16 protein-coding genes and 1 pseudogene are annotated in these 24,791 nt (G+C 44.9%); 6 read left to right on the forward strand and 11 right to left on the reverse strand.

All coding sequences use genetic code 11. The features are described 5' to 3' along the window. Positions 1-19 precede the first annotated feature (19 nt). Both hutH and hutG read left to right on the forward strand, forming a co-directional pair. On the forward strand, positions 20-1,561 hold the full coding sequence (hutH, locus tag LPB220_RS08995; RefSeq protein ID WP_031576511.1) for a histidine ammonia-lyase: 1,542 nt from the start codon (positions 20-22) through the stop codon (positions 1,559-1,561). A gap of 82 nt (positions 1,562-1,643) precedes the next feature. Then, complete coding sequence (gene hutG, locus LPB220_RS09000; protein ID WP_024054987.1) at positions 1,644-2,636, forward strand: formimidoylglutamase; 993 nt, start codon at positions 1,644-1,646, stop codon at positions 2,634-2,636. Between the two features lie 143 nt (positions 2,637-2,779). On the opposite strand, the gene LPB220_RS09005 is transcribed toward hutG, so the two are convergent. From LPB220_RS09005 to LPB220_RS09050, 10 genes and pseudogenes are all read right to left on the reverse strand, one after another. After that, the gene (locus tag LPB220_RS09005; RefSeq protein WP_150906488.1) at positions 2,780-5,716 is read right to left on the reverse strand and encodes an AAA family ATPase; all 2,937 of its coding nucleotides are present in this window, start codon (positions 5,714-5,716) and stop codon (positions 2,780-2,782) included. A gap of 132 nt (positions 5,717-5,848) precedes the next feature. Next, the gene (gene metF / locus LPB220_RS09010; protein ID WP_003008657.1) at positions 5,849-6,724 is read right to left on the reverse strand and encodes a methylenetetrahydrofolate reductase [NAD(P)H]; all 876 of its coding nucleotides are present in this window, start codon (positions 6,722-6,724) and stop codon (positions 5,849-5,851) included. Positions 6,725-6,837: 113 nt separating this feature from the next. Beyond that, on the reverse strand, positions 6,838-9,087 hold the full coding sequence (metE, locus tag LPB220_RS09015; protein ID WP_191904605.1) for a 5-methyltetrahydropteroyltriglutamate--homocysteine S-methyltransferase: 2,250 nt from the start codon (positions 9,085-9,087) through the stop codon (positions 6,838-6,840). 315 nt (positions 9,088-9,402) lie between these two features. After that, the gene (locus LPB220_RS09020; RefSeq protein WP_150906492.1) at positions 9,403-11,010 is read right to left on the reverse strand and encodes an alpha-glucosidase; all 1,608 of its coding nucleotides are present in this window, start codon (positions 11,008-11,010) and stop codon (positions 9,403-9,405) included. 69 nt (positions 11,011-11,079) lie between these two features. Further along, complete coding sequence (locus LPB220_RS09025) at positions 11,080-13,311, reverse strand: glycoside hydrolase family 31 protein (RefSeq protein WP_150906494.1); 2,232 nt, start codon at positions 13,309-13,311, stop codon at positions 11,080-11,082. Positions 13,312-13,458: 147 nt separating this feature from the next. After that, positions 13,459-13,551: pseudogene (locus tag LPB220_RS10865) on the reverse strand (CPBP family intramembrane glutamate endopeptidase); the annotation flags it as partial. Between the two features lie 353 nt (positions 13,552-13,904). Next, positions 13,905-14,570 (reverse strand): potassium channel family protein, encoded by a 666-nt coding sequence (locus tag LPB220_RS09035; protein WP_150906496.1) that lies wholly within the window; start codon positions 14,568-14,570, stop codon positions 13,905-13,907. 9 nt (positions 14,571-14,579) lie between these two features. Next, on the reverse strand, positions 14,580-15,962 hold the full coding sequence (locus LPB220_RS09040) for a TrkH family potassium uptake protein (RefSeq protein WP_150906498.1): 1,383 nt from the start codon (positions 15,960-15,962) through the stop codon (positions 14,580-14,582). 31 nt (positions 15,963-15,993) lie between these two features. Next, positions 15,994-16,758 carry a nucleoside phosphorylase gene (locus tag LPB220_RS09045; RefSeq protein WP_150906500.1) on the reverse strand — a complete coding sequence of 255 codons (765 nt, stop codon included), beginning with the start codon at positions 16,756-16,758 and terminating at the stop codon, positions 15,994-15,996. After that, the gene (locus tag LPB220_RS09050) at positions 16,755-17,324 is read right to left on the reverse strand and encodes a sugar O-acetyltransferase (protein WP_150906502.1); all 570 of its coding nucleotides are present in this window, start codon (positions 17,322-17,324) and stop codon (positions 16,755-16,757) included. Before LPB220_RS09050 ends, LPB220_RS09045 begins: the two co-directional genes overlap by 4 nt. A gap of 176 nt (positions 17,325-17,500) precedes the next feature. Between LPB220_RS09050 and LPB220_RS09055 the strand changes: the two genes are divergently transcribed. From LPB220_RS09055 to LPB220_RS09070, 4 genes are all read left to right on the forward strand, one after another. After that, entirely contained in the window at positions 17,501-18,244 is a 744-nt protein-coding gene (locus LPB220_RS09055; RefSeq protein ID WP_150906504.1) for a DeoR/GlpR family DNA-binding transcription regulator, read from the forward strand. Between the two features lie 12 nt (positions 18,245-18,256). Next, complete coding sequence (locus LPB220_RS09060) at positions 18,257-19,066, forward strand: Cof-type HAD-IIB family hydrolase (protein WP_150906506.1); 810 nt, start codon at positions 18,257-18,259, stop codon at positions 19,064-19,066. Between the two features lie 270 nt (positions 19,067-19,336). Next, complete coding sequence (locus LPB220_RS09065; RefSeq protein ID WP_150906508.1) at positions 19,337-20,767, forward strand: VWA domain-containing protein; 1,431 nt, start codon at positions 19,337-19,339, stop codon at positions 20,765-20,767. 150 nt (positions 20,768-20,917) lie between these two features. After that, positions 20,918-23,632, forward strand: coding sequence for a DEAD/DEAH box helicase family protein (locus LPB220_RS09070; protein WP_150906510.1), 2,715 nt, complete (start codon positions 20,918-20,920; stop codon positions 23,630-23,632). Between the two features lie 55 nt (positions 23,633-23,687). Here LPB220_RS09070 and LPB220_RS09075 read toward each other — a convergent pair whose 3' ends face one another. Continuing rightward, complete coding sequence (locus LPB220_RS09075) at positions 23,688-24,725, reverse strand: zinc-binding dehydrogenase (RefSeq protein WP_150906512.1); 1,038 nt, start codon at positions 24,723-24,725, stop codon at positions 23,688-23,690. Between the last annotated feature and the right edge of the window lie 66 nt (positions 24,726-24,791).

Below are 24,791 nucleotides of genomic sequence, written 5' to 3' on the forward strand. Positions count from 1 at the left end.
TCATAATCGGAGGTTTTATATGACTCAATTGATTCATTTAGATGGTAATAGCTTAACACTCGAAGAAGTCATCGCTGTCGCTCGGCACGGTGCCCAATGTGAGCTTGATGAACAAGCCAAAGAAGCCGTTATCGCATCCCGTAAAATCGTTGATGACATTGTCCGGGAAAAACGAGTCGTCTATGGTGTAACCACTGGCTTTGGTTCCCTCTGTAATGTCAGCATCTCTCCAGAAGATACTGTTCAACTGCAAGAAAACCTGATCCGAACTCACTCATCTGGCTTCGGTGATCCACTTCCTGAAGATGCTGTTCGTGCCATCATGCTGATCCGTATCAACTCACTCTTGAAAGGTTATTCTGGCATTCGTCTGTCAACCGTTGAAAAACTGTTAGAATTGCTCAACAAAGGAGTCACTCCTTATATCCCTGAAAAAGGCTCTCTCGGAGCTTCTGGAGACCTTGCTCCTCTTTCTCATATGGTTTTACCAATGTTGGGCCTTGGACGTGCCTACTACAAAGGAGAACTTCTCAGTGGTCAAGAAGCCTTAGATCGTGCTGGAATTGAAAAGATCCAATTAGCTGCCAAAGAAGGGCTTGCCTTGATCAATGGTACGACTGTCCTAACCGGTATCGGTGCTCTTGCGACTTATGATGGTATCCAATTGCTCAAACTCTCTGATATCGCTGGTGCTCTCTCAATGGAAGTTCACAATGGAATTACCAGTCCATTCGAAGAAGACCTTCATTCCATCCGCCCACAAAGTGGACAATTGGCAACTGCTCGCAACATCCGTAACCTTCTTGAAGGAAGTAAGAATACCACTGTTGCGACTCAACAACGGGTACAAGATCCTTATACACTTCGCTGTATCCCTCAAATACATGGAGCCAGCAAGGATTCTATTGCTTACGTAAAAGAAAAAGTTGAAATCGAAATCAACTCTGTCACAGATAACCCAATCATTACCAAAGAAGGACACGTCATCTCAGGAGGTAACTTCCACGGTGAACCAATGGCGCAACCATTTGACTTCTTAGGCATTGCCCTTTCTGAAATTGGGAACGTATCTGAACGTCGGGTGGAACGCTTGGTCAACAGCCAACTCAGTAAATTACCATCCTTCTTAGTCAAACACCCTGGACTCAACTCAGGCTTCATGATTACCCAGTATGCTTGTGCATCCCTTGCATCGGAAAATAAAATTTTGGCTCACCCTGCTAGTGTCGATTCTATTCCATCTTGTGAAAACCAAGAAGATTTCGTCAGCATGGGAACGACTGCCGCTCGTAAAGCAGCAGAAATTCTTAAAAACTCACGTCGCATCGTTGCTACTGAAATCATGGCAGCTTGCCAAGCCTTGGATCTCAAGCCAGAAAATCATGAACTTGGTAAAGGGACAAAACCAGCTTATGAGCTGATTCGTCAAAAACTGAACTTCATTGAATTTGACAAAGATATCGAAATCTTTGAAGAACTTAATAAAGCATCTGCTGTTGTCGAAAGCGAAGAATTCTTAGCAACCATCGAAAAAGCAGTTGACTTAAGCATTCAATACTGATACAGTAAGAATAAAGCAAAACAGAGGCTGGCGATCTTCTCAGCCTCTGCCTGCTTTCAGAAAAATAAGGGAGGCGACAAGCTTGCTCACAAACTACTATCCAATGACCTACAGCTACTACCAAGGTAGCATCGAGGACAATCCCTACACGGCCAAATGGGGAATGGTCACCAAATTTTTAGACCTAAACGACGAGACCCTCACTCCATTTGAGGGTATGACCTTTGGGATCATCGGCTTTAAGAGCGACAAAGGAGTCTATATCAATAATGGGCGTGTAGGAGCAGTCGAGGGTCCTACAGCCATCCGTTCTCAAATCGCTAAACTTCCATGGCACTGGGGAACCAATGTGACAGTGTATGATGTGGGAAATATTGACGGGCCTAACCATTCACTAGAAGAACTCCAAGAAAGTCTCTCACAAGCGATCCAGCGCATGTACCAACTAGGGATCCAACCCATTGTCCTAGGAGGCGGTCACGGAACTGCTTACGGCCACTATCTAGGGATTCAATCCAGTTTAGAAAAAGATGAACAACTGGCTGTGATCAATCTGGATGCCCACTTTGATTTGCGACCTTACGACCAAACCGGTCCCAATTCTGGAACAGGTTTTCGTCAAATGGCTGATCATGCGAAAGAAAAAGGTCAGGACTTCCCTTACCTCATCCTGGGGATCCAAGAGCACAATAATAACCTCTTCCTCTTTAATTACGTTGCTAAAACACCAAGCATTGATTTTTTAACTGGCCAAGATCTCTTCCAGATGAGCCACCAAGCCATTCTGGATCGAATCGATCAATTTTTAGAAAACCAAACCGCGATCTATCTGTCTATTGATATGGATTGCTTTGCGGTCGGCTCTGCTCCTGGTGTTAGCGCCATCCAATCGCTTGGTGTCGATCCTAAACTAGCCCTCCTGCTTCTCCAACACATTGCTGCTAGTGGTAAGCTAATCGGATTTGATGTCGTGGAAGTTTCTCCTCCTCATGATATTGACAACCATACTTCAAACCTTGCTGCGACCTTTATCTTTTACTTGACCCAAATATTGGCGCAACAAAAACTGAACTAAGAAGATTTCTACACACATAAAAAGCATAGAAACACCCATTACTAGGGTATTTCTATGCTTTTTCTTCGTTTTCAGGCACAATGATCTTTGCCTGAAAGGAGAACAGGCCACTTAGCCCTCTCTTATGATTTAGGCAAGAGCCACTACAGGTCTTTTAATTTTTTAAGAAAATGACGATCTCTGTAGGGATTCAAGTGTTGCTCTGCCACCTTCTTGTAGTAATTCTTATCTTCTTTCAAGAAGGTGCTCAGGGCAGGAGCGAGCTCTTCTCCTTTCTCCTTTTGATCAGATAAGAAAGCTAATAGATAATGAACCATCCCCTTATCCCGTGAATTAGCAGATGGTTTCATCGTCCTTTCTTTTCGAGCCAGATAATCCGCAACCTTCTCCTGATCCCCTTGCTGACAAGCAATCAAGGATTGGTAAAATTCGAGCAATTCTTCCTTCCAAGGGAAGCGAACACTGGACAAAATCTTCTGAGCTCTGTCAAAACAGAGGCGAGCTTGGATCAAATCTCCCTTCCAATAATAGGCGATCCCAAGATCAATATCAAAGACGACACGGACGGAATCAACAGCTTGATCTCCCACTAAACGCAGAACCTCTTCTAAGTGGGTGACCGCTACTTGGAAATGTCCTCTCACTTGCTCGATTTCAGCGAGGTAGGCCAAAGAAGCTGCAATTTGAATGGCATACTTGGCCTGCATGCTATTGGTTAAACTAAAGCAATCAATGGAGCGATACAGATGCCGGGTCGCCTGCTCCTCATCCCCAACCATCAGGTGATACAAGCCTTTCAAACGCAACTGGATCGCGATGACCTCATGATTATTGGCTTGGATAGCATCTTCCAGAGCCAAATCTGTATAATAGGCCATCTCAGAGATATTCTCCGTTTGAATGCAATAATAAATAATTTGCCGATAACCCTCTAAGAGGAAGTCGGATTGCTTGAGTTCCCGCGCATAGGAGATGACTTTTTGGATATCATGAATCCCCTTTTGATACTCCCCACTCCGAATAAAATAGCGACCTTCTAGGTACAAGTAACGCAGTTGCAAATGCTTGTATTCTCTATCTCTTTGGTGCCTTGAAAAGAGGTTATCTAATTCTTGGCGAATGCGGGATAGCTCTCCAAAAATGTCCAAATGGCTATTTGTACCATCTGATAGGAACCCCTCATCTGCCTTGGAATAAATCGGAAACAGTTCATGCTCCAGCTGAAGAATTTCTTCTAAGTAGGTCAACTCAAACGATAAGGAGCGCAAGAGATTTTGGGATTGCTTGTATTGGTAGGCAATTTCCTTATAAAGAAGAAGGTCCGTCGCATCTTCTAAGGTTTCTTCCAATTTTTGCGCAATTTGTTGGTGGAAGAGCCGCCGTCTAGCTGGCGAAAGAAGATGGTAACAGTACATGGCTACCAATTGCTTGCAAAATTGAACCATGAGAGCCTCTCCTTCTTCTACTATTGAGACGATCGCTCTTTCAGATAAAGGCTCGATTAATTCTGTCAAAACAGGAAGCTCTGTAGCCGTCAATTCTGCCAAGATAGACAGAGAAATTGGCTTATGAAAACAAGATAGGTAGTGTAGAAGAGCCTCTTCCTCACTGCTCATATCCCCAAGTTCCTGAGAAAGATAGGCTTGAATGATATCAGGCAAGGGTTCTAAATTTTCATTTTCTTTCCACTCTTCGATATAGCTGGACAGCAAGAACGGACTGCCTTCACTCCATTCAACCATCTGCTCCATCACTGCCGGCTCTATTGCCCCCAGTTCCCCTTTCAAGAGAGCACGACTTTCACTTGGGGAAAAATTGGTCAACTCTAGTTGGGACAAGCGTTTCTCTACCTTCAAGCCCCCCAAGAAGTTGACGAAGAAATCTGGTAGGGGATCTTCCGCTGTGAAAATTAGTTGCCATTTCTCCTGACTTCTTCTCTCCTCTAGTTGTTTCACTTTTTCTAGAGACACTGCATCGAACCACTGGGCGTTTTCAAGCAGGATCAGGAGCGGTTTTTCTTTGCTAAGGCCTTGAAGCTGATTCCATACAGAAATGAGATCATCCTCCTCTTCCAGAAGGGAAATCCCCATCTCATCCCCCAGTTTCTCTAGCGCTTGTCTGAGATCATTCCAGCTGCTTCCTTCGTATCGTTGACTAGTAGCTTTTCCTTCCACCTTGATAAAGTTAAAACTGCGATTGGACATCAAGACCAACTGTCGCAACAGACGTTTCTTACCTGTTCCAGATTGCCCCATCACGAGAAAAGGACCTACCGCTTCACCTGTCTCGACTAAGGAAAGGTATTCCTCGAGTTGCGAGAGTTCTTGTTTCCGACCAAAGAAGGAAAGTTCACGGATATTCAAGCAATTGGTCAGTTTATGAGTTCGTTTGGCTTCCAAAACGGAGTGATAAAGTTCCTCAATCGCTCGACTGGGACGCACACTGAGCTCGCGATCCAATAAATCAACTAGCTTATAATAGGTCTCAAAAAATTTTCCTAGCTGATGATGGAAGCTATAATACTCCATCAAGAGCTGGTAGTTTTTCTCTTCAAATTCATCCAGCTCTACCAAATGATGGAGCAAGAGTTCTATACTAGGATCTGCAAAACCGACCTGCTCAATTTTTTGATAGCAACTTTCGACATAGAGCTTCCTATAAGCATCTCGTTTGCGAGAAGCCCACTGATCAAAGTCTTCATCATCCTTGACATAGAAGCCCTCTAGAAAGTCTCCCTGATAGAGATCCAAGGCACTTAGTGGATTTCTTTCAAAGAGCTGAACATCCAAAGAAAGACTCAACTCAGGATTAAGAGCCAAACTACTTCTGCTTGGTGAGACAATGATATCTCCTTCAAAGATTTTATTGGCTTGGTAAACCGTATTCCGTAAGTTTTTGCGAGCTACTTGGTTTTCCTTATCTCCCCAAAGGATACTGGCTATTTCATCACGGTTAACTTGGCCCATGACCGCTAAATAATAAAGCAAGGCCTCCATCTTCGAAAAAGAAAACCGAATAGTTTTCTGATTGAAAACAACCTTAGGGGGTCCAAATAACTTTAACGTGAGATCTTTCTTCATTGCAAGCGCCTCCAAAAACTTCATATTAATACTATAAAAAAAAAGTTGGCTTTTAGCAAGTAATTTATCCAAATAAAAAGAGACTGAGAACGATTCTTTCTCAATCTCTACACTTCCTACTAAAAGTGTTGATTAATTCACTTCAAAATTCGGTTGATGAGCAAATAAAGCCTTTGTTGCTTGGTAGACGTGGTAAGCGACATCTTCATTGTTCATGGTGTAAAGATGGACACCTGCCACATCTTGAGTGACCAAATCAACGATTTGATCGACTGCATAGGCAAGTCCTGCTGCTCTGAGTGACTTTGGATCATGCTCATACTTGTCTAAAATCGCTTTAAACTTCCGTGGGATATGAACATTTTCACAAGTCTTAAGGAGACGAAGGGCCTGATTGCGATTGAGAATCGGCATCACTCCTGCATGAATAGGAACATTGATCCCAGCCAAGGTACACTTATCTTGAAAATCATAGAAACGCTCATTGTCAAAGAAAAGTTGAGTGACCAAGCTAGAGCACCCTGCATCTACCTTCTTTTTAAGATTTTGAATATCTGAAATTTGGTTGGGCGAATCCGGATGTCCCTCAGGATAGCAGGCACCAATTACCTCAAAATGGGGCGCTTCTGTTTTGATAAATTCAATCAGATCCGTTGCATAACGAAAGTCTTTTAAAGGTTCCACACCAGGGATAATATCCCCACGCAGAGCCAAAATCCGATGAACCCCTACTTCATCTAACTCATGAAGAGTATCGGCCACTTTTTCCTTGCTCAAATAAACGGCTGGCAAGTGAGCAATTGTCGGAATAGACAATTCATTTTGAATGTAATTGGCTAAAGCAACCGTCGTCTCTTTGATATTGTATTTATTATTGCTAGCGGTCACACTAATAAAGTGAGGAGCTAGCTCCTGCATATTTGCCAAGGCACGTAAGAGTTTGGCATTGCCTACTTCAGGATTTGGAGGAAAAACTTCAAATGACAGAGACGGTGTGTGTTGTGACATATTCTATCCTTTTCTTTTGTTTCTTTGATCAAGAACTCTGAGCCACTATTTCTAGGATAAGGGAACGATTCGAAAACCCTCTACACGATGATAGAAGGTCCTCGAAACAGTTCTTACAAGTGTTCACGCGCTTCTTTAGCGGCATTAACGAGTTTGATCAAGCTTTCTTTTGTTTCTTTAATTCCACGAGTCTTCAAACCACAGTCAGGGTTGATCCAAACTTTGCCACTTGGTACTTTAGCCAAGATTGCTTCGATGGTGTGATCAATTTCACCGTCTTGTGGGACACGTGGTGAGTGGATATCGTAAACCCCAGGTCCAACTTCTGTTTGGAAGTTTTTGGCTTTCAACTCATCCAAGATTTCAAGGTTTGAACGGCTAGCTTCAAATGAGATAACGTCCGCATCCAAGTTATCGATCGCTGGGATGATATCTGTAAATTCTGAGTAACACATGTGAGTGTGGATTTGGGTATCTGGCGCTACAGTTGAGTGTACCAAACGGAAGGCTGGAATCGCCCAGTCAAGGTAATCTTCGTACCAGTCGCTACGACGAAGTGGCAATTTTTCACGAAGAGCAGCTTCGTCGATTTGGATGATTTTCACACCTGCAGCTTCAAGGTCAAGAACTTCATCCTTGATGGCAAGAGCGATTTGAAGAGTAGAATCCTTGATAGAGATGTCTTCACGTGGGAATGACCAGTTAAGGATGGTAACAGGTCCAGTCAACATCCCTTTAACAGGTTTGCCCGTACGGCTTTGTGCGTAGCTAGACCATTTCACAGTGATTGGATTGAGACGAGTGACATCACCCCAGATGATTGGTGGTTTCACTCCACGCATACCGTATGATTGTACCCAACCGTTTTTAGAGAAGAGGTAACCAGACAAGTTTTGACCGAAGTACTCAACCATGTCGTTCCGCTCGAATTCACCGTGTACAAGTACGTCAAATCCAACTTCTTCTTGCCATTTGATCCATTCGTCAATCGTTTCAGCAAGGAAGGCATCGTATTCTTCTTGTGTCAATTCACCCTTACGGAAGGCCAAACGTTTGGCACGAACTTCCTTAGTTTGAGGGAATGAACCGATGGTAGTTGTTGGAAGTGCTGGAAGCTTGAAGGCTTCTTTTTGGATTTCTTCACGTTCTGCGAAGGCTGGCAAACGAGTGTAGTCTGCTTCTGTCAAAGCTGCGATACGAGCATGAAGTTCAGCATTTGCTCCAACGCGTTCTGTTGCAAAGAGTTCTTTGTTAGCAGCAAGAGCTTCTGCCCCTTGACCATTGCGGATGGCATCCAAGTCACGCAATTCACCCAATTTTTCAACTGCAAAGGCGAAGTGGTTCAAAATAGCTGGTTCAAAATCTTCGTTAGCCGTTGTAAATGGCACATGAAGAAGGGAGCAAGAAGTTGTCAAAACAACCTTTTCAGCTGGAACTTGATCCAAGATTTCCAAGCTCTTTTCATAGTTGTTGCGCCAGATGTTTTTCCCATTCACAATACCAGCATAAAGGGTCTTATCAGCTGGGAAGCCACCTTTAACGAGTTCAAGAGTTTTCTTCCCTTCAACAAAGTCAAGACCGATACCATCTACTGGTAAGTTTACAAGGTCATTGTAGACATCACGAACATCACCAAAGTAAGTTTGGATCAAGACTTCAAGGCCTTTCTTGTCAGCCAAGAGTTTGTTGTAGAGGTTCAAGAAGAGAGCTTTTTCTTCAGCTGACAAATCTTTGACAAGAGCTGGCTCATCGAGTTGAATACGAGTCGCACCAAGCTCAGCCAATTTGGCAAAGACTTCTTGATAAGCAGCAACCAGGCTGTCGACGAAGTCTTCCGCTTTCACACCATCTTCAAAGTCAGATAATTGAAGGAATGTGAATGGTCCAACGACTACTGGACGAGTGTTGATTCCCAATTCTTTAGCTTCTTGGTACTCATCAAAAATCTTGTGACCAGCCAATTTCACTTCTGTTGTTTTTTCAAATTTAGGAACGATGTAATGGTAGTTCGTGTTGAACCATTTTTTCATTGGAAGGGCACGCACATCCCCTTTTTCACCTTGGTAACCACGCGCCAAAGCAAAGTATTGTTCAAGATCTGTCAAATCCAAGTTTTGAACAGATGCAGGCACAACGTTGAAAAGGAAGGCTGCATCAAGGAAATTGTCGTAGTGTGAGAAGTCATTTGAAGGAATCTCTGAGATGCCTTGCTCTTTGACAATGTTCCAGTGTTTCGCACGCAAGTCTTTGGCAGCTGCCAAGAGCTCGTCTGCTGAGATTTCTTTTCTAAAGTATTTTTCAGTTGTAAATTTTAATTCACGGAATTCACCCAAACGTGGGAAACCGATAATTGTAGTTGACATGTTGTGTCCTCCAAAAATTCTAATTGACACTATCATATCAGAAGATAGCCGTCTTGTATAATTGCTTTTACACGAATTTTGATATAGCCAAAAACTATAACACAGATTTAATGGGCCTTGAGAGCAGAAATCAAAATCAAAAACTAGGACTTCTTATAAATATTTCCTATAACCCAAGCATCCCCAAAACCATTTTTGAGCGAATTTTGAGCGGATTCTGCTAGAAGAACAGCCCCTAAAAATAAAGCAGGCCTTCTCTGCTGAGAAAGACCTGCTTCTACGAGGAAGTAATTTCCTCTATTTTTCTTACTTTTATTAGGCTAGTTTGACACAAAAGGCATCCCAAGGGGCCAACTTGCCTGATTCGAGGACTTGCTCTACCTTGGTATTGGCAATGAGAACCTCTTCGACCCCATTGACGAGTGGCAACTCTTGCTCTTGACTGGAGAGATTGACAACCACCAAATAGGCTTGCTCTCCTTCTACCCGCTTGTAGGCAAAAACCTTGTCTGCTGCGTCCACCAATTCATAATCAGCTGTCACAAGCCAAGGGTGCTCTTTTCTCAAAGCAATGAGGGCTTGGTAGGTATAGAAAATAGAGTCTGGATCTGCTAGGGCAGCCTCCACATTGATCTCTTTGTAGTTTGGGTTGACCGCAAGCCATGGACGACCTGTCGTAAAGCCAGCTTCTGCTTCATCATTCCACTGCATCGGTGTCCGGGCATTGTCCCGACCAATATGGCGGATTTGATCCATGATCACTTCGAGCGGAACCCCTTTTTCTAAGGCTTCATGAGCATAGTTGATCGACTCAATATCTTCTACGTCCTCAAGGCTCTTAAATGGAAAATTGGTCATCCCGATTTCTTCCCCTTGATAGATATAAGGAGTTCCCTTCATCAAGTGAAGCAGAATCGCTAAAGCCTTGGCAGATTTGACACGGTAGTCGCCATCATCCCCCCAAGTGGACACAATCCGTGGCAAATCGTGGTTGTTCCAAAAGAGGGAATTCCAGCCTTCCTCTTCTCCTAATTCCGTCTGCCACTTGGTGAAAATTTCCTTCAATTTAGGCACATCCAATTCCTTGGCGTAGTACCACTTTGGTTGACCCGGTTGGTATTGAAGGCCGATGTGTTCAAATTGGAAGACCATGGACAATTCTTGATTTTTTGGATTGGAGTATTGCTTGGCAATCTCTGGAGTCGCCCCCCAAGTTTCTCCCACCGTGAGCAGATCTTTATCGCCAAAGGTCGCTTGATTCATTTCCTTCAAGTAAGGATGGAGCATGGGACCATTGCTGATGATTTCCTGATCTGGGATCTTACCGATCATATCGATCACATCCATACGGAAGCCACCAATTCCCTTATCAATCCAGAAATTCATCATGTCATAGATCTGATGACGAAGCTCCTCATTTTCCCAGTTAAGGTCTGGTTGCTTCTTACTAAAGTTATGCAGGTAGTATTGACCTGAAGCTTCATCGAACTCCCAAGCAGAGCCACTAAAAGCAGAAATAATGCCATTGGGCTCATCGCGCCAAATATAGAAATCCCGCTTTGGACTGTCTGGGTTTTCACGCGCCTCGATAAACCAAGCATGCTCATCAGAGGTATGGTTGACCACCAAGTCCATAATGATTTTGATCTTGCGTTTCTGACCTTCTGCGATCAATTCTTCCATATCTTCCATGGTACCAAAGATGGAGGCAATATCCTCGTAATCCGAGATGTCATAGCCGTTATCATCCATGGGACTCTTGTAGACTGGTGAGAGCCAGATGGCTGTAATCCCTAGCTTTTCCAGATAGTCTAGCTTGCTCGTGATCCCCTTGAGATCCCCGATGCCATCGCCATTACTATCCTTGAAACTTTTTGGATAAACTTGGTAAATTACGGCATTATGCCACCATTTTTGTTCCATTTTTTTCTTCTCCTTTATGATTGTGAAATCACTTTCATCTTACAATAATAGGGGTGAAATTGCAAGAATTTACAAGTCTTCATTCTCTTCACTGGAATAAATCACTTCAAAGAGACGTTGACGCAAACCTTCCTCTAAAGGCGTAATGATCTTCATCAACTGTTTCCAATCCTTGGCTGTTGAACAAGCCGCAAATAATTCATTCTTTCTATCGTAGGCCAGGTTGGCAGATTTCAAGAGCTCAAACATCCGATCTTCTTTTGCGGTAGGACGCGATTGCAGCTCTCCCATCGCAATCTCCTGACTGTGATTGTCCACTAAGATAGGGGCTGTCTCAAAGGTATGGAGGAAGAACCGGTGCTGTCTCTTTTCAGGAAGCAGCGTTCGATCACCTGTTACATCCAGCCTAATCTTTCTTTCATCCCAATTGACAGTTAGGCGGGTTTCAACCCTGTTATCTCCTTCTCCTTCAAGGAGCACGAAGGAACGATTGTCACCTGGGAAGAGATGCCAGTCCAGCATTTCTGGAAGCTCTACCCCTGTCTGCGGTTGTGCATCCATAGGGATGATGGCTCCTGCACGCGCAAAGACCGGAATATCCTGGCTAGCTCTAAAAACTGTGAGTTTGCCTTTTCCTTCGTACTTCCAATCATGGAAGAAATCATACCATACTCCGTCTGGAAACCAAACACTCACAGAAGCACTATGATAGACAGGATCCAGATTCTCTGTAATTGGCGCCACCATGAGTTCACTGCCAAAGAAATATTGATTTTTAGCCTCATAAGCCTCTTCTTGGTTTGGATAATGGTAATAAAGGGGTTGAACCAAAGGCAGTCCTTGTTCATGCGTCGCCACATTCATGGTGTAAAGATAAGGTAGTAAGCTGTGGCGCAGGCGCAAATACCGCTTCATCGAGCGACAGGTCTCAGGCGAGTAAAACCACGGTTCCTTGCTGTTAAAGGCATTACAAGAACTATGGAGACGATTGATCGGGCTGAAGACCCCAAACTGCAACCAGCGAAGAGCCAAGTCCTCATCATAGTAACCCCGCATATGACCACCAATATCGTGACTCCACCACGTGTAGCCGATATTTGAAGCTGTGCTGGTAAAATAGGGTTGAAAGGCTAGGGATTCCCAAGTCACAATGGTATCCCCTGAAAAACCGATTGGATACCGGTGGCTTCCAGGTCCCCCATAACGTGATAAGATGAGACCAGCTTGACCTGTTCGACAATTGTCTAGATAATGATAGTGATTTAACAACCAAAGTGGATCCATCTTGCCATGACTTCCCTGTTGCCAATCAATCCACCAAAAGTCCACTCCTTGATCTTCTAAGGGATGGTGGACATCTTCAAAATAGGCTTCACGAAAGGCTGGACTATAAAAATCAAAGCTAGCAGCTTCTTCTTTTTCCGCATCCAGTCCCAAGCGTTTTGCGACCATGGGATAAGCATCTTCGAAGGCGCGAATTCCATCTGCCGGATGGACATTTAAGGTCACCTTTAAACCACGCTCATGCAGGCCATTTAAGAAGGCAGCTGGATCAGGAATCAAATCCCGGTTCCAACTATAACCCGTCCAACCACTTCCAAAGCGAGCAGGAATCGCCGTCTTGTGCCAGTCCATATCGATCACACTGACTGCTAGAGGCACCCCTTCTGCTTTGAAACGATCCATCAAATCTGTATACTCCTGACTGGTATAAGGCCAATAGCGACTCCACCAGTTGCCCAGAGCATAACGTGGCAAGAGGGGTGGCTGTCCTGTCAGATGGTAAAAATCTTTCAAGGCGCCTAGATAATCGCGCCCATAACCGAAGAAATACAAATCCACTTCTGGACATGGCCGTGCTCTATATCCGCTTTCGACATCATACAAATAAGAAGCAGAATCGTCTAAAAGAGCATAGCCTGCTTTGCTTAAGATCCCATCTTCCAACTCCATAGCTCCATCGACCTCATCGAGCGTCCGACTGGTCCCCTTTAAGGTCTCAGGCCGATCCCCATAGTGCCATCGGCTACCATAGACTGCATACTGGCCCTTGAGTTCGATAAAAAGCCGATCCGGTGCAAAAGGTCCCTTTTCAAAATGAAGGTGGAGATGCTCCGTATGCAGATCGAGGACCTCTTCGGTCTCTGTAATCTCACAAGAAACTGCTCCAAAGTCTCGATCTTGCACAACTTGCGTCTGTCCATCCTCAAAAACACCATTCTCTGAATATTCCAAGCGCACCAAAGATTCCGTTAACACGGAGATTCGGTAGTGCTCTCCAACTATCACTGGTCCTGCCATTTGTTTTTCCTCCTCTTTTTATAAGGCATCTAACTTTCCCCTCTTTTCATCTGCTTTGTTCCACTGTGTAAGCGTTTACGATTTACTATAACACTAAAGAAAAGGCCTGTCAACACTTGACAGAGCCTTTCCTAAAATTTTATAAGATCAACTTCCCCAATTGATCAAGAGATACATGAGACTCGATCCAAACATATCTGCTAAGGCACGTATGAGGAAAAATGGCAAGAGATTTTTGACGACCTTGAGGACGGACGTTAGGTGAAATTATCCAGTGGATGATTTCAGCAATCCAGGAAGTTCCATGACTAAATCAAGATACAAAGGGCGTCTGCGGAGTATAAATTAAAAATCATTTTTCTGCAGAATCACTTAGAGGCTGGGACAAAAGTCCTAGCCTCTCAATTGTCTTTGGATTGTCGAGCAAGACGCAGTGGTTGAGTGGGCTCTACTAGGCTGAATTCATCAGTTTTTACAGCCCTACTCAACTGTGCGGAGGTGGGACGACGAAATCGAATTCTAACGAATGACCGATTTCTGTCCCACTCTCATCAACATTTTGAAGCGACCTTTCGGTCGTTTTCTCTACACTATTAGTCTAACAAGTCTTGGATCCTATCCAGATACTGATTATCCGTCACGGCCATCACGCGCACCCCTTCTGGCCAGATGAAGTCGGGACTGATCTGAATCTGAAGTGGCTGGTCTTCCGCATTTCGGTAACCAATAATATTGAGATGGTACTCCTCTCTGACAGCCAAGTCTTGAAGGCTTTTTCCTACCCAGCTAGCTGGAACCGTAAACTCAACCACTACCACTTCTTCGTCCAACTGGAAGACTTCAATCCCATGTTGGAAGAGGATCATCTTAGCTAGGGATATTCCCGCTTCTACCTCTGGTAGGATGACCAAGTCAGCCCCAATTTTCTCAAGGACTTCCTTGGTTACTTCATTTTTGACCTTGGCAATGACGTGCTCAACACCAAGTGACTTACAGTGCATGACAGCCAGCACACTGGACTCAAGGTTTTCACCCGTCGCGATGACGACTGTGTCACAGTTCCCAATATCTACTGCATCCAAGAGGTCCAAGTCCGTAATATCCCCGACAATTCCAGTTGTAATCATGGATTCATATTGGTTGATCACATCTGCGTGATCATCAATCGCAATAATATCCACATCCTGGTCTTGCAGGGTTTTCAGGACACTCTGTCCAAAAATTCCTAATCCTAAAATTCCAATGGTTCGATTCGCCATGAGTTTCTCCTATCCGATAATGATGTCTGCCTTGGCATACTGCAAGGTATCTGCTTTCTTGGCTTGGTAATTGTTCAAGCTAACCATGAGGGTCAAAGGGCCGATCCGACCGATAAACATAAGCACCATGATGATCCCCAGCCCTGCTCCATTTAAGGTCGAGGTCACATTGGCTGTCACACCTACTGTCGCTAGAGCCGATACTACCTCAAAGACCAAATAAATAAAGCGTTGGCCATCCGGCGTCACCAAACAGATTCCTAATAGCCCCACTAAGAAGGTCAACTGGAAAATCACCGCCGTCCCAAAAGAACGTTGGACCAAGTCTGGTTCGACGGTTCGTTTGCCTAGGTTGGTATGGGGTAGTCCCAGCAATTCCTTGCGAGCCAAAAGGATCAAGACTAGGAAGGTAGTGATCTTCATGCCCCCTGCTGTCCCGCCTGGTGCTCCACCTAGAAACATCTGCAAGAGATAGATAAAGAGCGTCACTGGCCGGACTGTTGTATAATCTAAGGAGGAAAAACCAGCTGTCCGCATGCTGACGGTTTGGAAGAAGCTGACCAAGACCTTGTCTCCGAAAGAAAGGGACCCAATGGTTGCTGGATTATTAAACTCTGTCAAAAGACTGGTCACTGTCCCAAAGAGAAGGATCGCGGCCGTCAACCAGAGAACCACCTTGGTATGGAAGCGAAGAGTTCGCCGACCCGATTGGTTACGGGCCTTGGTGGCCAGGTCAAACCAAACCATAAAACCTAATCCCCCCGTAATAATAAGGGCAGACAAGGTCAGGTTCACCAGCCAGTCGGTCTGGAAACTCATCATACTATCGCCCCCAAAATTATCAAAGCCCGCATTACAAAAAGCGGAAACCGCGACAAAGATGGAGTTAAAGATCCCATGACCCCAGCCAAAGCGAGGAATGAAGCGAATCATGAGGAGTAAGGCTCCGATACCTTCGATGGTAAAGGTGGTAATGAAAATAGAACGGACAAAACGGGCCAAGCTCTGGTTATTGCTAAAGCTAAAGCTATCCCGGATGATCTGCCGGTCCTTGTAGCTGAGCTTTTGACGACTTTCCATAAAGAAGAGACCGATAAAGGTCAAGATCCCTAGACCACCAATCTGAATCAAGAGCATACAGATCAACTGCCCCCATCCATTATAGGTCGAGGCTACCGACTGGGTAAAGAGCCCCGTTACACAGACCATGGAGACTGCGGTAAACAGGTGGTCGACATAGCCTGCTGTTGAGCTTGCTTGCTGGACAAAAGGCAGACTCAATAAGAGGGAGCCCATCAAGATTACCAAGGCAAAGCTAAGAAAAATCCGTCTTGCCGGAGACAGGCTTTTCATCTTGGACTTCCATTGTTTAAAAAATAATTTGACTAACATAGCTTCATTATATCACAAAAAGTGAATAGACCTACAAGTGATGAACCATTTCGAGGCACAATTCTAAGGCTTTCTCGAATGCTTCAGATCCCCAGTCACGCTGGTCATAATTTTCCAGATCTGCAAGAGAATCTGCGGTAAAGAGGAGCAAGCCCCAAACCGCATCACGAAGCTGGGCCACTGCTGCAAGTGAGGCGCACTCCATCTCCACAACACGACACCCTTCTTCAATACGATAGGCCACCTTGTCGGGCGTTTCTCTATAAAAGCCGTCCGTCGACCAAGTCATAACTTCTTGATAGGGAATGGCCGCTTGTTTTAGAACCGTTTCAATGGCAGTCAGTGCTCGACGATCCACTTCTATATACCGAGAAGGCGCCACATAATGGTAACTAGCTCCCTCATCTCGCAAGGCCTTGGTCGGGATTAAAAAGGCATTTTCCTCCATGTCTACCAAGACGCCACAGCTACCTGCAGAAATAATCTTCTTCACCCCATAACCAATCAACCAATCCATGAATTGAGCAGCAGGGGCTGATCCAACTGGCGCTTGGGCCAAGCAGATTTTCTCTCCTTGATGCTCCAGGACATAAACCGGATAGGTCTTAGTAGCTGAAACAAAGCTAGCTACTTGTTTGGCACCAGCAGCTTTCGCAAAGCGATCAATCTCATCCTCCAAGAAAGCATAAACGCATTTTTCAGGCAAGTGCACATCGAGCCTCTCATGAGTCGGCATAATGACTGCCTGTGGGTTGTCGTCGAACTCTAAAATCGGAATGTCATGCTTATGGATCATTGTTTCTCCTTTTTGACGGGTATTTCTTTGATGACACGGGCTGGGTTTCCTCCAAGGACCACATTGTCCCCAAAGGACTTGGTCACGACTGCCCCAGCTCCAGCTACCACATTGTCGCCCAGCGTCACACCAGGAAGAATGATGACGCCTCCTCCTGCCCAGAAATTGTCCCCTATCCTAATCGGCGCGCCATACTCCAGACCAGAATTGCGCTCATCTGGATCCAGCGGGTGCAAGGGCGTTAAAAACTGACAATTGGGACCGATCATGGCATTCTTTCCAATGGTAATGGGACATACGTCTAACATAGTCAAATTGTAATTGGCATAGAAATTTTCTCCCAGATGGATGTTGACCCCATAATCCACAAGAACTTGACGATTGAGATAGAGGTTTTCACCGGTTGATCCAAACCACTCTTTGATAATGCTTGCCCCTTTTTTAGGGTCCACCTCTTGGTTAAAGGTCTCTTGTTTCTCCCGAGAGGCTTTTGCCAAAGCCCGTAATTCAGGGTCTCCAGGTCTATAAAAGTCACCTGCAATCATTTTTTCATATTCACTGGCCATAGGAAACCTCCACTTGTTTTTGACACATTATAGCAGAATTCCCCCTTTTAAACAAACGTCAGAAAGAAGGTTTTATAAGAAAAACAGCAAAAAAACTTAAAATTACGCAAAAACACTTGTATCCGCTTATGAAAGCGAGTACAATAGAGATAAGAAGAGAAAGAAGGAGCCAACTCATGTACCAGGAACAACGACTCGAAAAAATCCTAAAACTCTTAGAGGAGAAAAAGCAATTATCTGCCAAAGAAATGGTGGACTACTTTAAGGTCTCCAAAGATACCATCCGCAGAGACTTTACCCTCCTTAGCCAACGCCAGCTGGTCCGCCGGACCCATGGTGGGCTCCTTCCCTTGAACAAAGAACCTGGCCCTTCTTATCTAGACCGCAGTCAAATCGCTAACAAGGAAAAGACAGCTATGGCCCAAAAGGCCCTGCAATTGATCCAAGATGAGCAAGTCCTCTTTCTCGATGTTTCCACCTCGATGACCCTGCTTGCTAGTCTGCTTGATAGAGCCGTCACCGTTTATTCGCACTCGCTTGACAATGCCATCCAGCTCAGTAGCCATAGCCAAGTTGACTTTCATCTCCTAGGAGGAAAGTTCTACCCTAAAAACCGCTTCTACTACGATGTCAACCAAGCACACATACTGGACAATCTTCGCTTTGATCTCGCTTTTTTTGGAGCAAGTAGCTTAGCCAATGGTGAAGTAACTTTCCAAGATGCTGAAGACGTCGCGGTCAAGGCTCTCGTTTTTGAGCGAACTCGAACCAAAGTGCTGGTAGCAGAAACCGCCAAGTTCCACCAACATGCCAACTACTATCTCGCTTTGCTCAATCAATTTGACTATTGGATGACTGATCAAAAACCAAGCCCTGACATCCTTAAACTGGTTGGGAGCGAGACCACCATTCTCTATTAGGAGGTAAGCTTTATGTCTCACATTCGTCTCATCATCAGCGACATCGATGGTACCATCTTAAATGACCACCATCAGATCGATCCACAGTTGGTAGCATTGATCCCGGATTTAAAACGCAAAACCATTCCTTTCGTACTGGCCTCTGCTCGCTCTCCAAAAGGGATGGCTCCCATCGCAAGAGAACTCGGCATAGAAGACTGCCCCATGGCCTGCTACAATGGGGCGTTGATCCAAAAGGGAGAGCAGGTTCTTTTCGAGCATCCTTTGGACAAGACGGAAGCCCGGAACTTTATCAACTGGGTCAACCAACACTTCCCTCAAGTTTCGATCAACCTCTATAGTGGAAAAGACTGGATGACCGATCATCTCGACCAATGGAGCCAAGAGGAGGCCCGGATTACAGGAGAAAAACCTCTCATCCTCCCCCTATTGGATCCTTTACTGGATGCGACAAAGCCCCTCCACAAATTGCTTTTAATTGGAGAGCCAGAAGAGATCCAAGCTCTCTATCGCACTCTTTCTGCCGACGACTTCCCTTCTACCGCCTTTTATCTCTCCAAAGCCAACTACCTAGAAGTCACGGCTAAGCACGTCTCTAAAGAGGATGCTCTGGTTGAACTCGCCAACCACTACCACTTGAGCTTAGAAGAAGTCCTCACCCTGGGGGACAACTTCAACGACCTCCCTATGCTCAAAAAAGCCGGCATCGGGGTCGCTATGGGCAATGCTCCTCAAGAAGTGAAAGAAGGAGCGACTGTCGTGACAAAGACCAATAATGAAAACGGGGCTGGACAAGCAGTTGAAACCTATGTGTTGATTTAGAAACATAAATAAAGTGACTAGCTAGTATTGTTTACGAATAAAAAATAGAGTAGAAATAGCGATAAAGTAAGGATTCCTGCGAATTAGTAGGAATACTTTTTCTATTACACCATTTGTATATTTAACTTATTTTGTGTATATTTTTATCAAGCGGCCGTTTATCAATAACTAGGGATATAAGAAGGCTTAAAACCCTTGATTATTATACCGTTGACAAGCTTTTGAAAAACCGGTATCATAGAAAAAAGTTTATTAAAAAGGGGACGTATTTTGAAAAAATATACTATTTCACGTAAACAAACTTTAACCTTAGCTTCTGTTGTTTTAGGAACAGTCTTCACAGGGACTACCATTGCTTCAGCTGATGAGGTTGCTCCTAGCACAACTCAAGCTACTCCTGCAGCTACTACAGCAGCAAAATCACCTATTACGGCTGCAACAGAAGAAATCAATTCCAAAGCTAATACACCAGTTGTTCCTGCTGATAAAGCAAAAACTGGAGATATCATCGCTGTGGACGTCAAAAAAACGGGCCCATCTGCTAAAACAGACGGCGCAGACACAACCACTACTTCAACAGCAACCATCAAAACCACTAGCTTAGCAGATCAAGACACACCTGTTGGCACTTCAAAACCAGTCTCTTCAACTAAGACAGCTACATCAACTAAGGAAACAGCTGACTACACTGAGACAACAACTGAAACAGTTAATAAAACAACTCTAGTCGAAGTGACAAAAGAAGCAGATGTCGTCAACAAAAAAGATGTCCAAGGAACATCCGACATCGTCTTTGTCATTGATAAATCAACTTCGATGGATTCTCACATCAATGATACAATGAAGAATATCGAGAGCTTTGTTCGCAATCTATCTGCTAAGAAAATCCAAGCTCGTTTAGGATTAGCTGAATACGAAAGAGCTAGTGAAGTTAAATACCATGATTTCAATGGATCTAAGTTCACAAGTGATCCAGAAAGTTTTATTTCCGCTTTGAAGACCATCAAAACTGATGGCTACTATGAAAATGCAACTGTTCCATTACACCATATTGCTACTTCAGCAGATTACAACTGGGGGACTGAGGCAAATAACCATCGCTTTGCTTTCTTGATTACGGATGAACCAATCGACATGTTTGCGCCACGTACCATTACGCTCCCATCAAAAGAAGCAACTCTTCAAGCATTGAAGGCTGCGAATATTTCCTTAACGGTTGTTGGTCGCACAGTAGACCAGTCTGACTTTGATCCATTTGTCAAAGAAACAAATGGTCTTTACTTGGATATCCGCAAAAATTTTGGTGACTTGTTGAACGTTCAATTTGCCAATAAAGTCGTTGAAACTGTACAAAAAGGTCGTGTCTTCAAGGTCCAAACAGACAAGTATGAGTTGATTTCAAAAACTCATCGCGTGGCGAAAGCAAAACCACAAACACCTAGCATCCAAACGCCTGCAACACCGACTCCTACTCCTCAAAAACCGGCTGTTGTAACACCTGCGAAACCGACAGTCTTCACACCGGCTAAAAACGAGCCTGCCAAAACTGCAGTCTACATTGCACCAGCAGCTCTTCCTCAAAAAGAAGCCAGCCTTCCAAATACAGGAAGCAAGACCTCAACTGCCTTGACGACTATTGGCCTTGGTCTTCTTAGCATGGGTGCTGCCTTTGGTCTCTCTCGTAAAACAAAGAAAGACTAACATGGAAAAGCCTAATCCGTTGATTGGGCTTTTTATCACTCAAAATTTCCCCTTTGCTATTTTCATTAGAAAGCGGAAATCTTCAACTTCTACCAAGAGATTCTTGTCCCCCGCTATGATATAATGGGGACAGTACAAGGGAGGAAACCAATGTTACAAGAACTAGCCTTTACAGGCCAATGGAGACACTATCAAAAACGCGTTCTCGATAAGAGTGACGCTTTTATGGCGGATGGCCACCTGCATTTGGTAGCAGCTCCTGGCTCTGGAAAAACAACCCTGGGAATCGAATTTATCAGACGCTTTGGCCAGCCAACCCTGATCTTGGCTCCTACGGTCACCATTCGTCAGCAATGGGTGGACCGGATTATCCAAGCATTCTTGAGTGATGAAAGCCAAGCGGAGCAATTGATCTCTCAGGACCTCAAACATCCTAAGCTGATTACAGTGGCTACCTATCAGGCCCTACACAGCGCCGTGAACCAAGTCGTCGGTCAATCACAAGCTGAGGATACCGATGACCAGGCAGAGATTGAAACATTTGATTTCAAAGGCTTTGATATCTTTACTACTTTCAAATCCATCTCACTCGGGACCCTTTGTTTAGATGAGTGTCATCACCTGCGCAATGAATGGTGGAAGAGTTTGGAAGCCTTTCGTCAGGCCTTCCCAGACTTAAAGATGATCTCCCTTACCGCCACCCCGCCCTATGAAGGGGATCCTGCCCTTTGGGATCGCTATATCCGCATGTGTGGTGAGATCGATGAGGAAATTACGGTTCCCGAATTGGTCAAGGAAGATACCCTTTGTCCCCACCAAGACTATGTCTACTTTGCCTTTCCAACCAAGGAAGAGCAAGAGCAGTTGGACGCTTTTAGCCAACAAAAGAATGCTCTCTTGCAACAACTGACTTCCGATCCCCTCTTTTGCCAATACCTCCAAACCTGCCAGGCCTTATCTGGTCAGATTAGCGATGATGAATTGCTCAATGAGCCCAAGTATCTCTCTGCTACCCTGATCTTTCTTCGAAGCAAGGGAATTGACTTTCCCAAACGTTTCCAGGACCTTTTAGGAGCCAAGAAACTACCTGCTTTCACCCTGGACTGGCTTGAAATTCTCCTGCAAGGTCTGCTCTTTCAGGTGCCTCACTGGTACAATCTACCTGAGGAATACGAGAAGCAAGTCCTCCATGAATTAAAAGCAGCCAGCTTGATCGATCGAAAACAAGTCAAACTGGTCCGCAACAAAAAACAAGAAGTTCTACTCAACCAATCCCTCGGAAAACTTAATGCCGTCCGAGAGATTTTCAAGGCCGAATACCAGGCTCTTGGAAGCCAACTACGACAACTGGTCTTAACAGACTATATTCGTCAAGATTTTGAAGTTCATCTAGGAGATAAGGACGCCCAATTTACTCAATTGGGAGTGCTCTCTTATTTCGAATCTATTCGCAGGGAAAGCTTAGAGCAAGCAACTCCTCCTGCCATCGCTGTCTTAACCGGTAGCATCGTCATCATCCCGACGGTTGCTAAGCCAAGACTAGAGGAGCTGTTAGGAGGGAATAGACTGACTTATCAAAGTGTTGGCCAATTATCTCCTGATGACTTTCTCAAGGTTCGTTTGGTCGGTTCTCAACATGATTTGGTGACAGCTGTGACCCAGCTCTTTCAAGAGGGCCTCATCCAGGTTGTTATTGGAACCAAGTCTCTTCTAGGAGAAGGCTGGGATGCTCCTTGTGTCAATTCCCTGATCCTAGCGAGCTTTGTCGGCAGCTTTATGCTCAGCAACCAAATGCGAGGTCGTGCCATCCGAGTGTGGCCTGAGGATCCAGACAAGACCAGTAATATCTGGCATCTAGTCTCTATCAACCTTTCCCTAAAGAAATGGTATGAAAAGTCCGATCTTGAAAAGGAAGAAATCGAAGCCATCACTGATCAGTTGAAAGAATACAGTCCTGATCTGGAGCTCTTAGAAAGACGGATGAAGCAATTTTTAGGTCTCCATTACAAGGAGCCCTTCATCGAATCCGGTATTGAGCGTCTAGCCTTTGACAATATCCGCTATACCAAAAAACAGTTGCAAAAACTCAATGAAGAAACCTTAGAGCGCTCCACCCATCGTCAAGAACTCCGAGACGGCTGGAAAAAAGCCCTGCCTATTCTGGAGAATATGGAGATTGCAAACGAGGTCCAAGTGGATAAACACTTCCTGCCCCTGGCCCTATTTTTTGACGCCAGGAAGCTAGCTCGTTGGCTAACGGCCGCCACTTTGACCGATGCTTTCGCCAACTTTATTTACTATTCATATAGAGGAGGATGGAATAAAGGGTCTCTTATTCTTCTATTCTTCCTAGCTGTTCTCGCACTCCTTGCCTGGCTCCGCTACTATCTTTATAAGAGCCCTTATAAACGGCTAGAAGTCTTTGGACAGGCTATCCACCAAGCTCTGCTCCTCTTTGGGCATATTCAGACTCAAGAGACCCGTATCCAAGTCGTACGAGACAGAAAGGATGCCATCAACACGCTAATCTATATGAAAGGCGGAACCATGCGGGAGAAGGAACTCTTCTCGCAAACCATGATCGAGTTTTTCGCTCCAATTGAAAATCAGCGCTATATCCTGAAAGCACAGGAAAAAGTGTCCGATCAGACAGAATATTTCGCAGTACCAAGCCTCTTTGACAAACGGAAAGAGGATGCCCAAGCCTTTGTGGAACAAATCCGAAAGAGTCTGGGCAAGTATGACCTCGTCTATACCCGAAGTGCCGAAGGCCGTGCCATTCTCCTTGATGCGCGCATCAAGGCCCTAGCCAACAAACAAGAGCGCACCTTCACCAAGAAACAAGTGATGTCGGATTTGAAATAAGATTTTATTTCACTACAAAAAATTCTAGTAGACAGCCTCTACTAGAATTTTTTTGTTAGTCAAGTACAATCATAGCCTTAATAGTCTTACGTTCATCCATGTGCTTATAAGCTTGGTCGATATCTTCCAGTTTATAGCTTGAGGTAAAGACACGACCCGGATTGATATCACCATCAAGGACCGCTTTTAACAAAACTTGTTTGTCATAAGTAGTAACTGAGGCTGCTCCACCTGCCACTGAGATATTTTGAGCAAAGGTCGAACCAAGGGCACGATTATTGTAATGAGGCACGCCGACAAAACCTAAACGTCCTCCATTGTGAAGAACCCCAAGGGCTTGATCGACAGCTGCTGCGGTACCGACACATTCAAGGACCGCATCTGCTCCACCTCCGAGGATTTCACGAACCTTGGCAATGCCTTCTTCACCACGCTCAGCGACAACTGCTGTCGCGCCTGACTCCAAGGCCATCTGTTGACGGTCTTGGTGACGGCTCATAAGGACGATTTGTGATGCTCCCCGCATTTTGGCTGCGATCACTGCACATTGACCAACGGCACCGTCCCCGATGACCACTACTTTGTCACCAGGCTTCACGTCTGCTACACGCGCTGCATGGTAGCCCGTCGGCATGACATCAGCCAGCGTCAAGAAGGATTTGAGCATAGCTTCTGTATAATCAGATGGTTGACCTGGAATCTTGACAAGGGCCCAATTAGCAAAGTGGAAACGGATGTACTCTGCTTGCACCCCGTCAGACCAGTTGGTGCCAATATGGCGGTCACAAGTCCCATCATAGCCAGCACGACAGGCATCACACTCCCCACAACCATGGGTGAAAGGCGCAATGACAAAGTCTCCTGGCTTAACCGTTGTAATGGCCTCACCGATTTCTTCCACGATCCCAATAGCTTCGTGGCCACTATTTTGATGACCTGCTTCAATATCTGGATTGCGGTAACTCCATAGATCGGAGCCACAGACACAGGTGCGAACGATGCGGAGAATGACATCATCTGGCGCTTCGATGCGTGGACGTTCTACTTCTACTAGACCCACTTGCCCAGCTTTTGTATAGACTGTTTTCTTCATAGGAACAACCTACTTTCTATTGCTTACTTATCTACAGTATACACTTTTTATCGAGCTTCTGCTCAT

It is taken from the genome of Streptococcus sp. LPB0220 (assembly GCF_008727815.1).
GTDB lineage: Bacteria > Bacillota > Bacilli > Lactobacillales > Streptococcaceae > Streptococcus.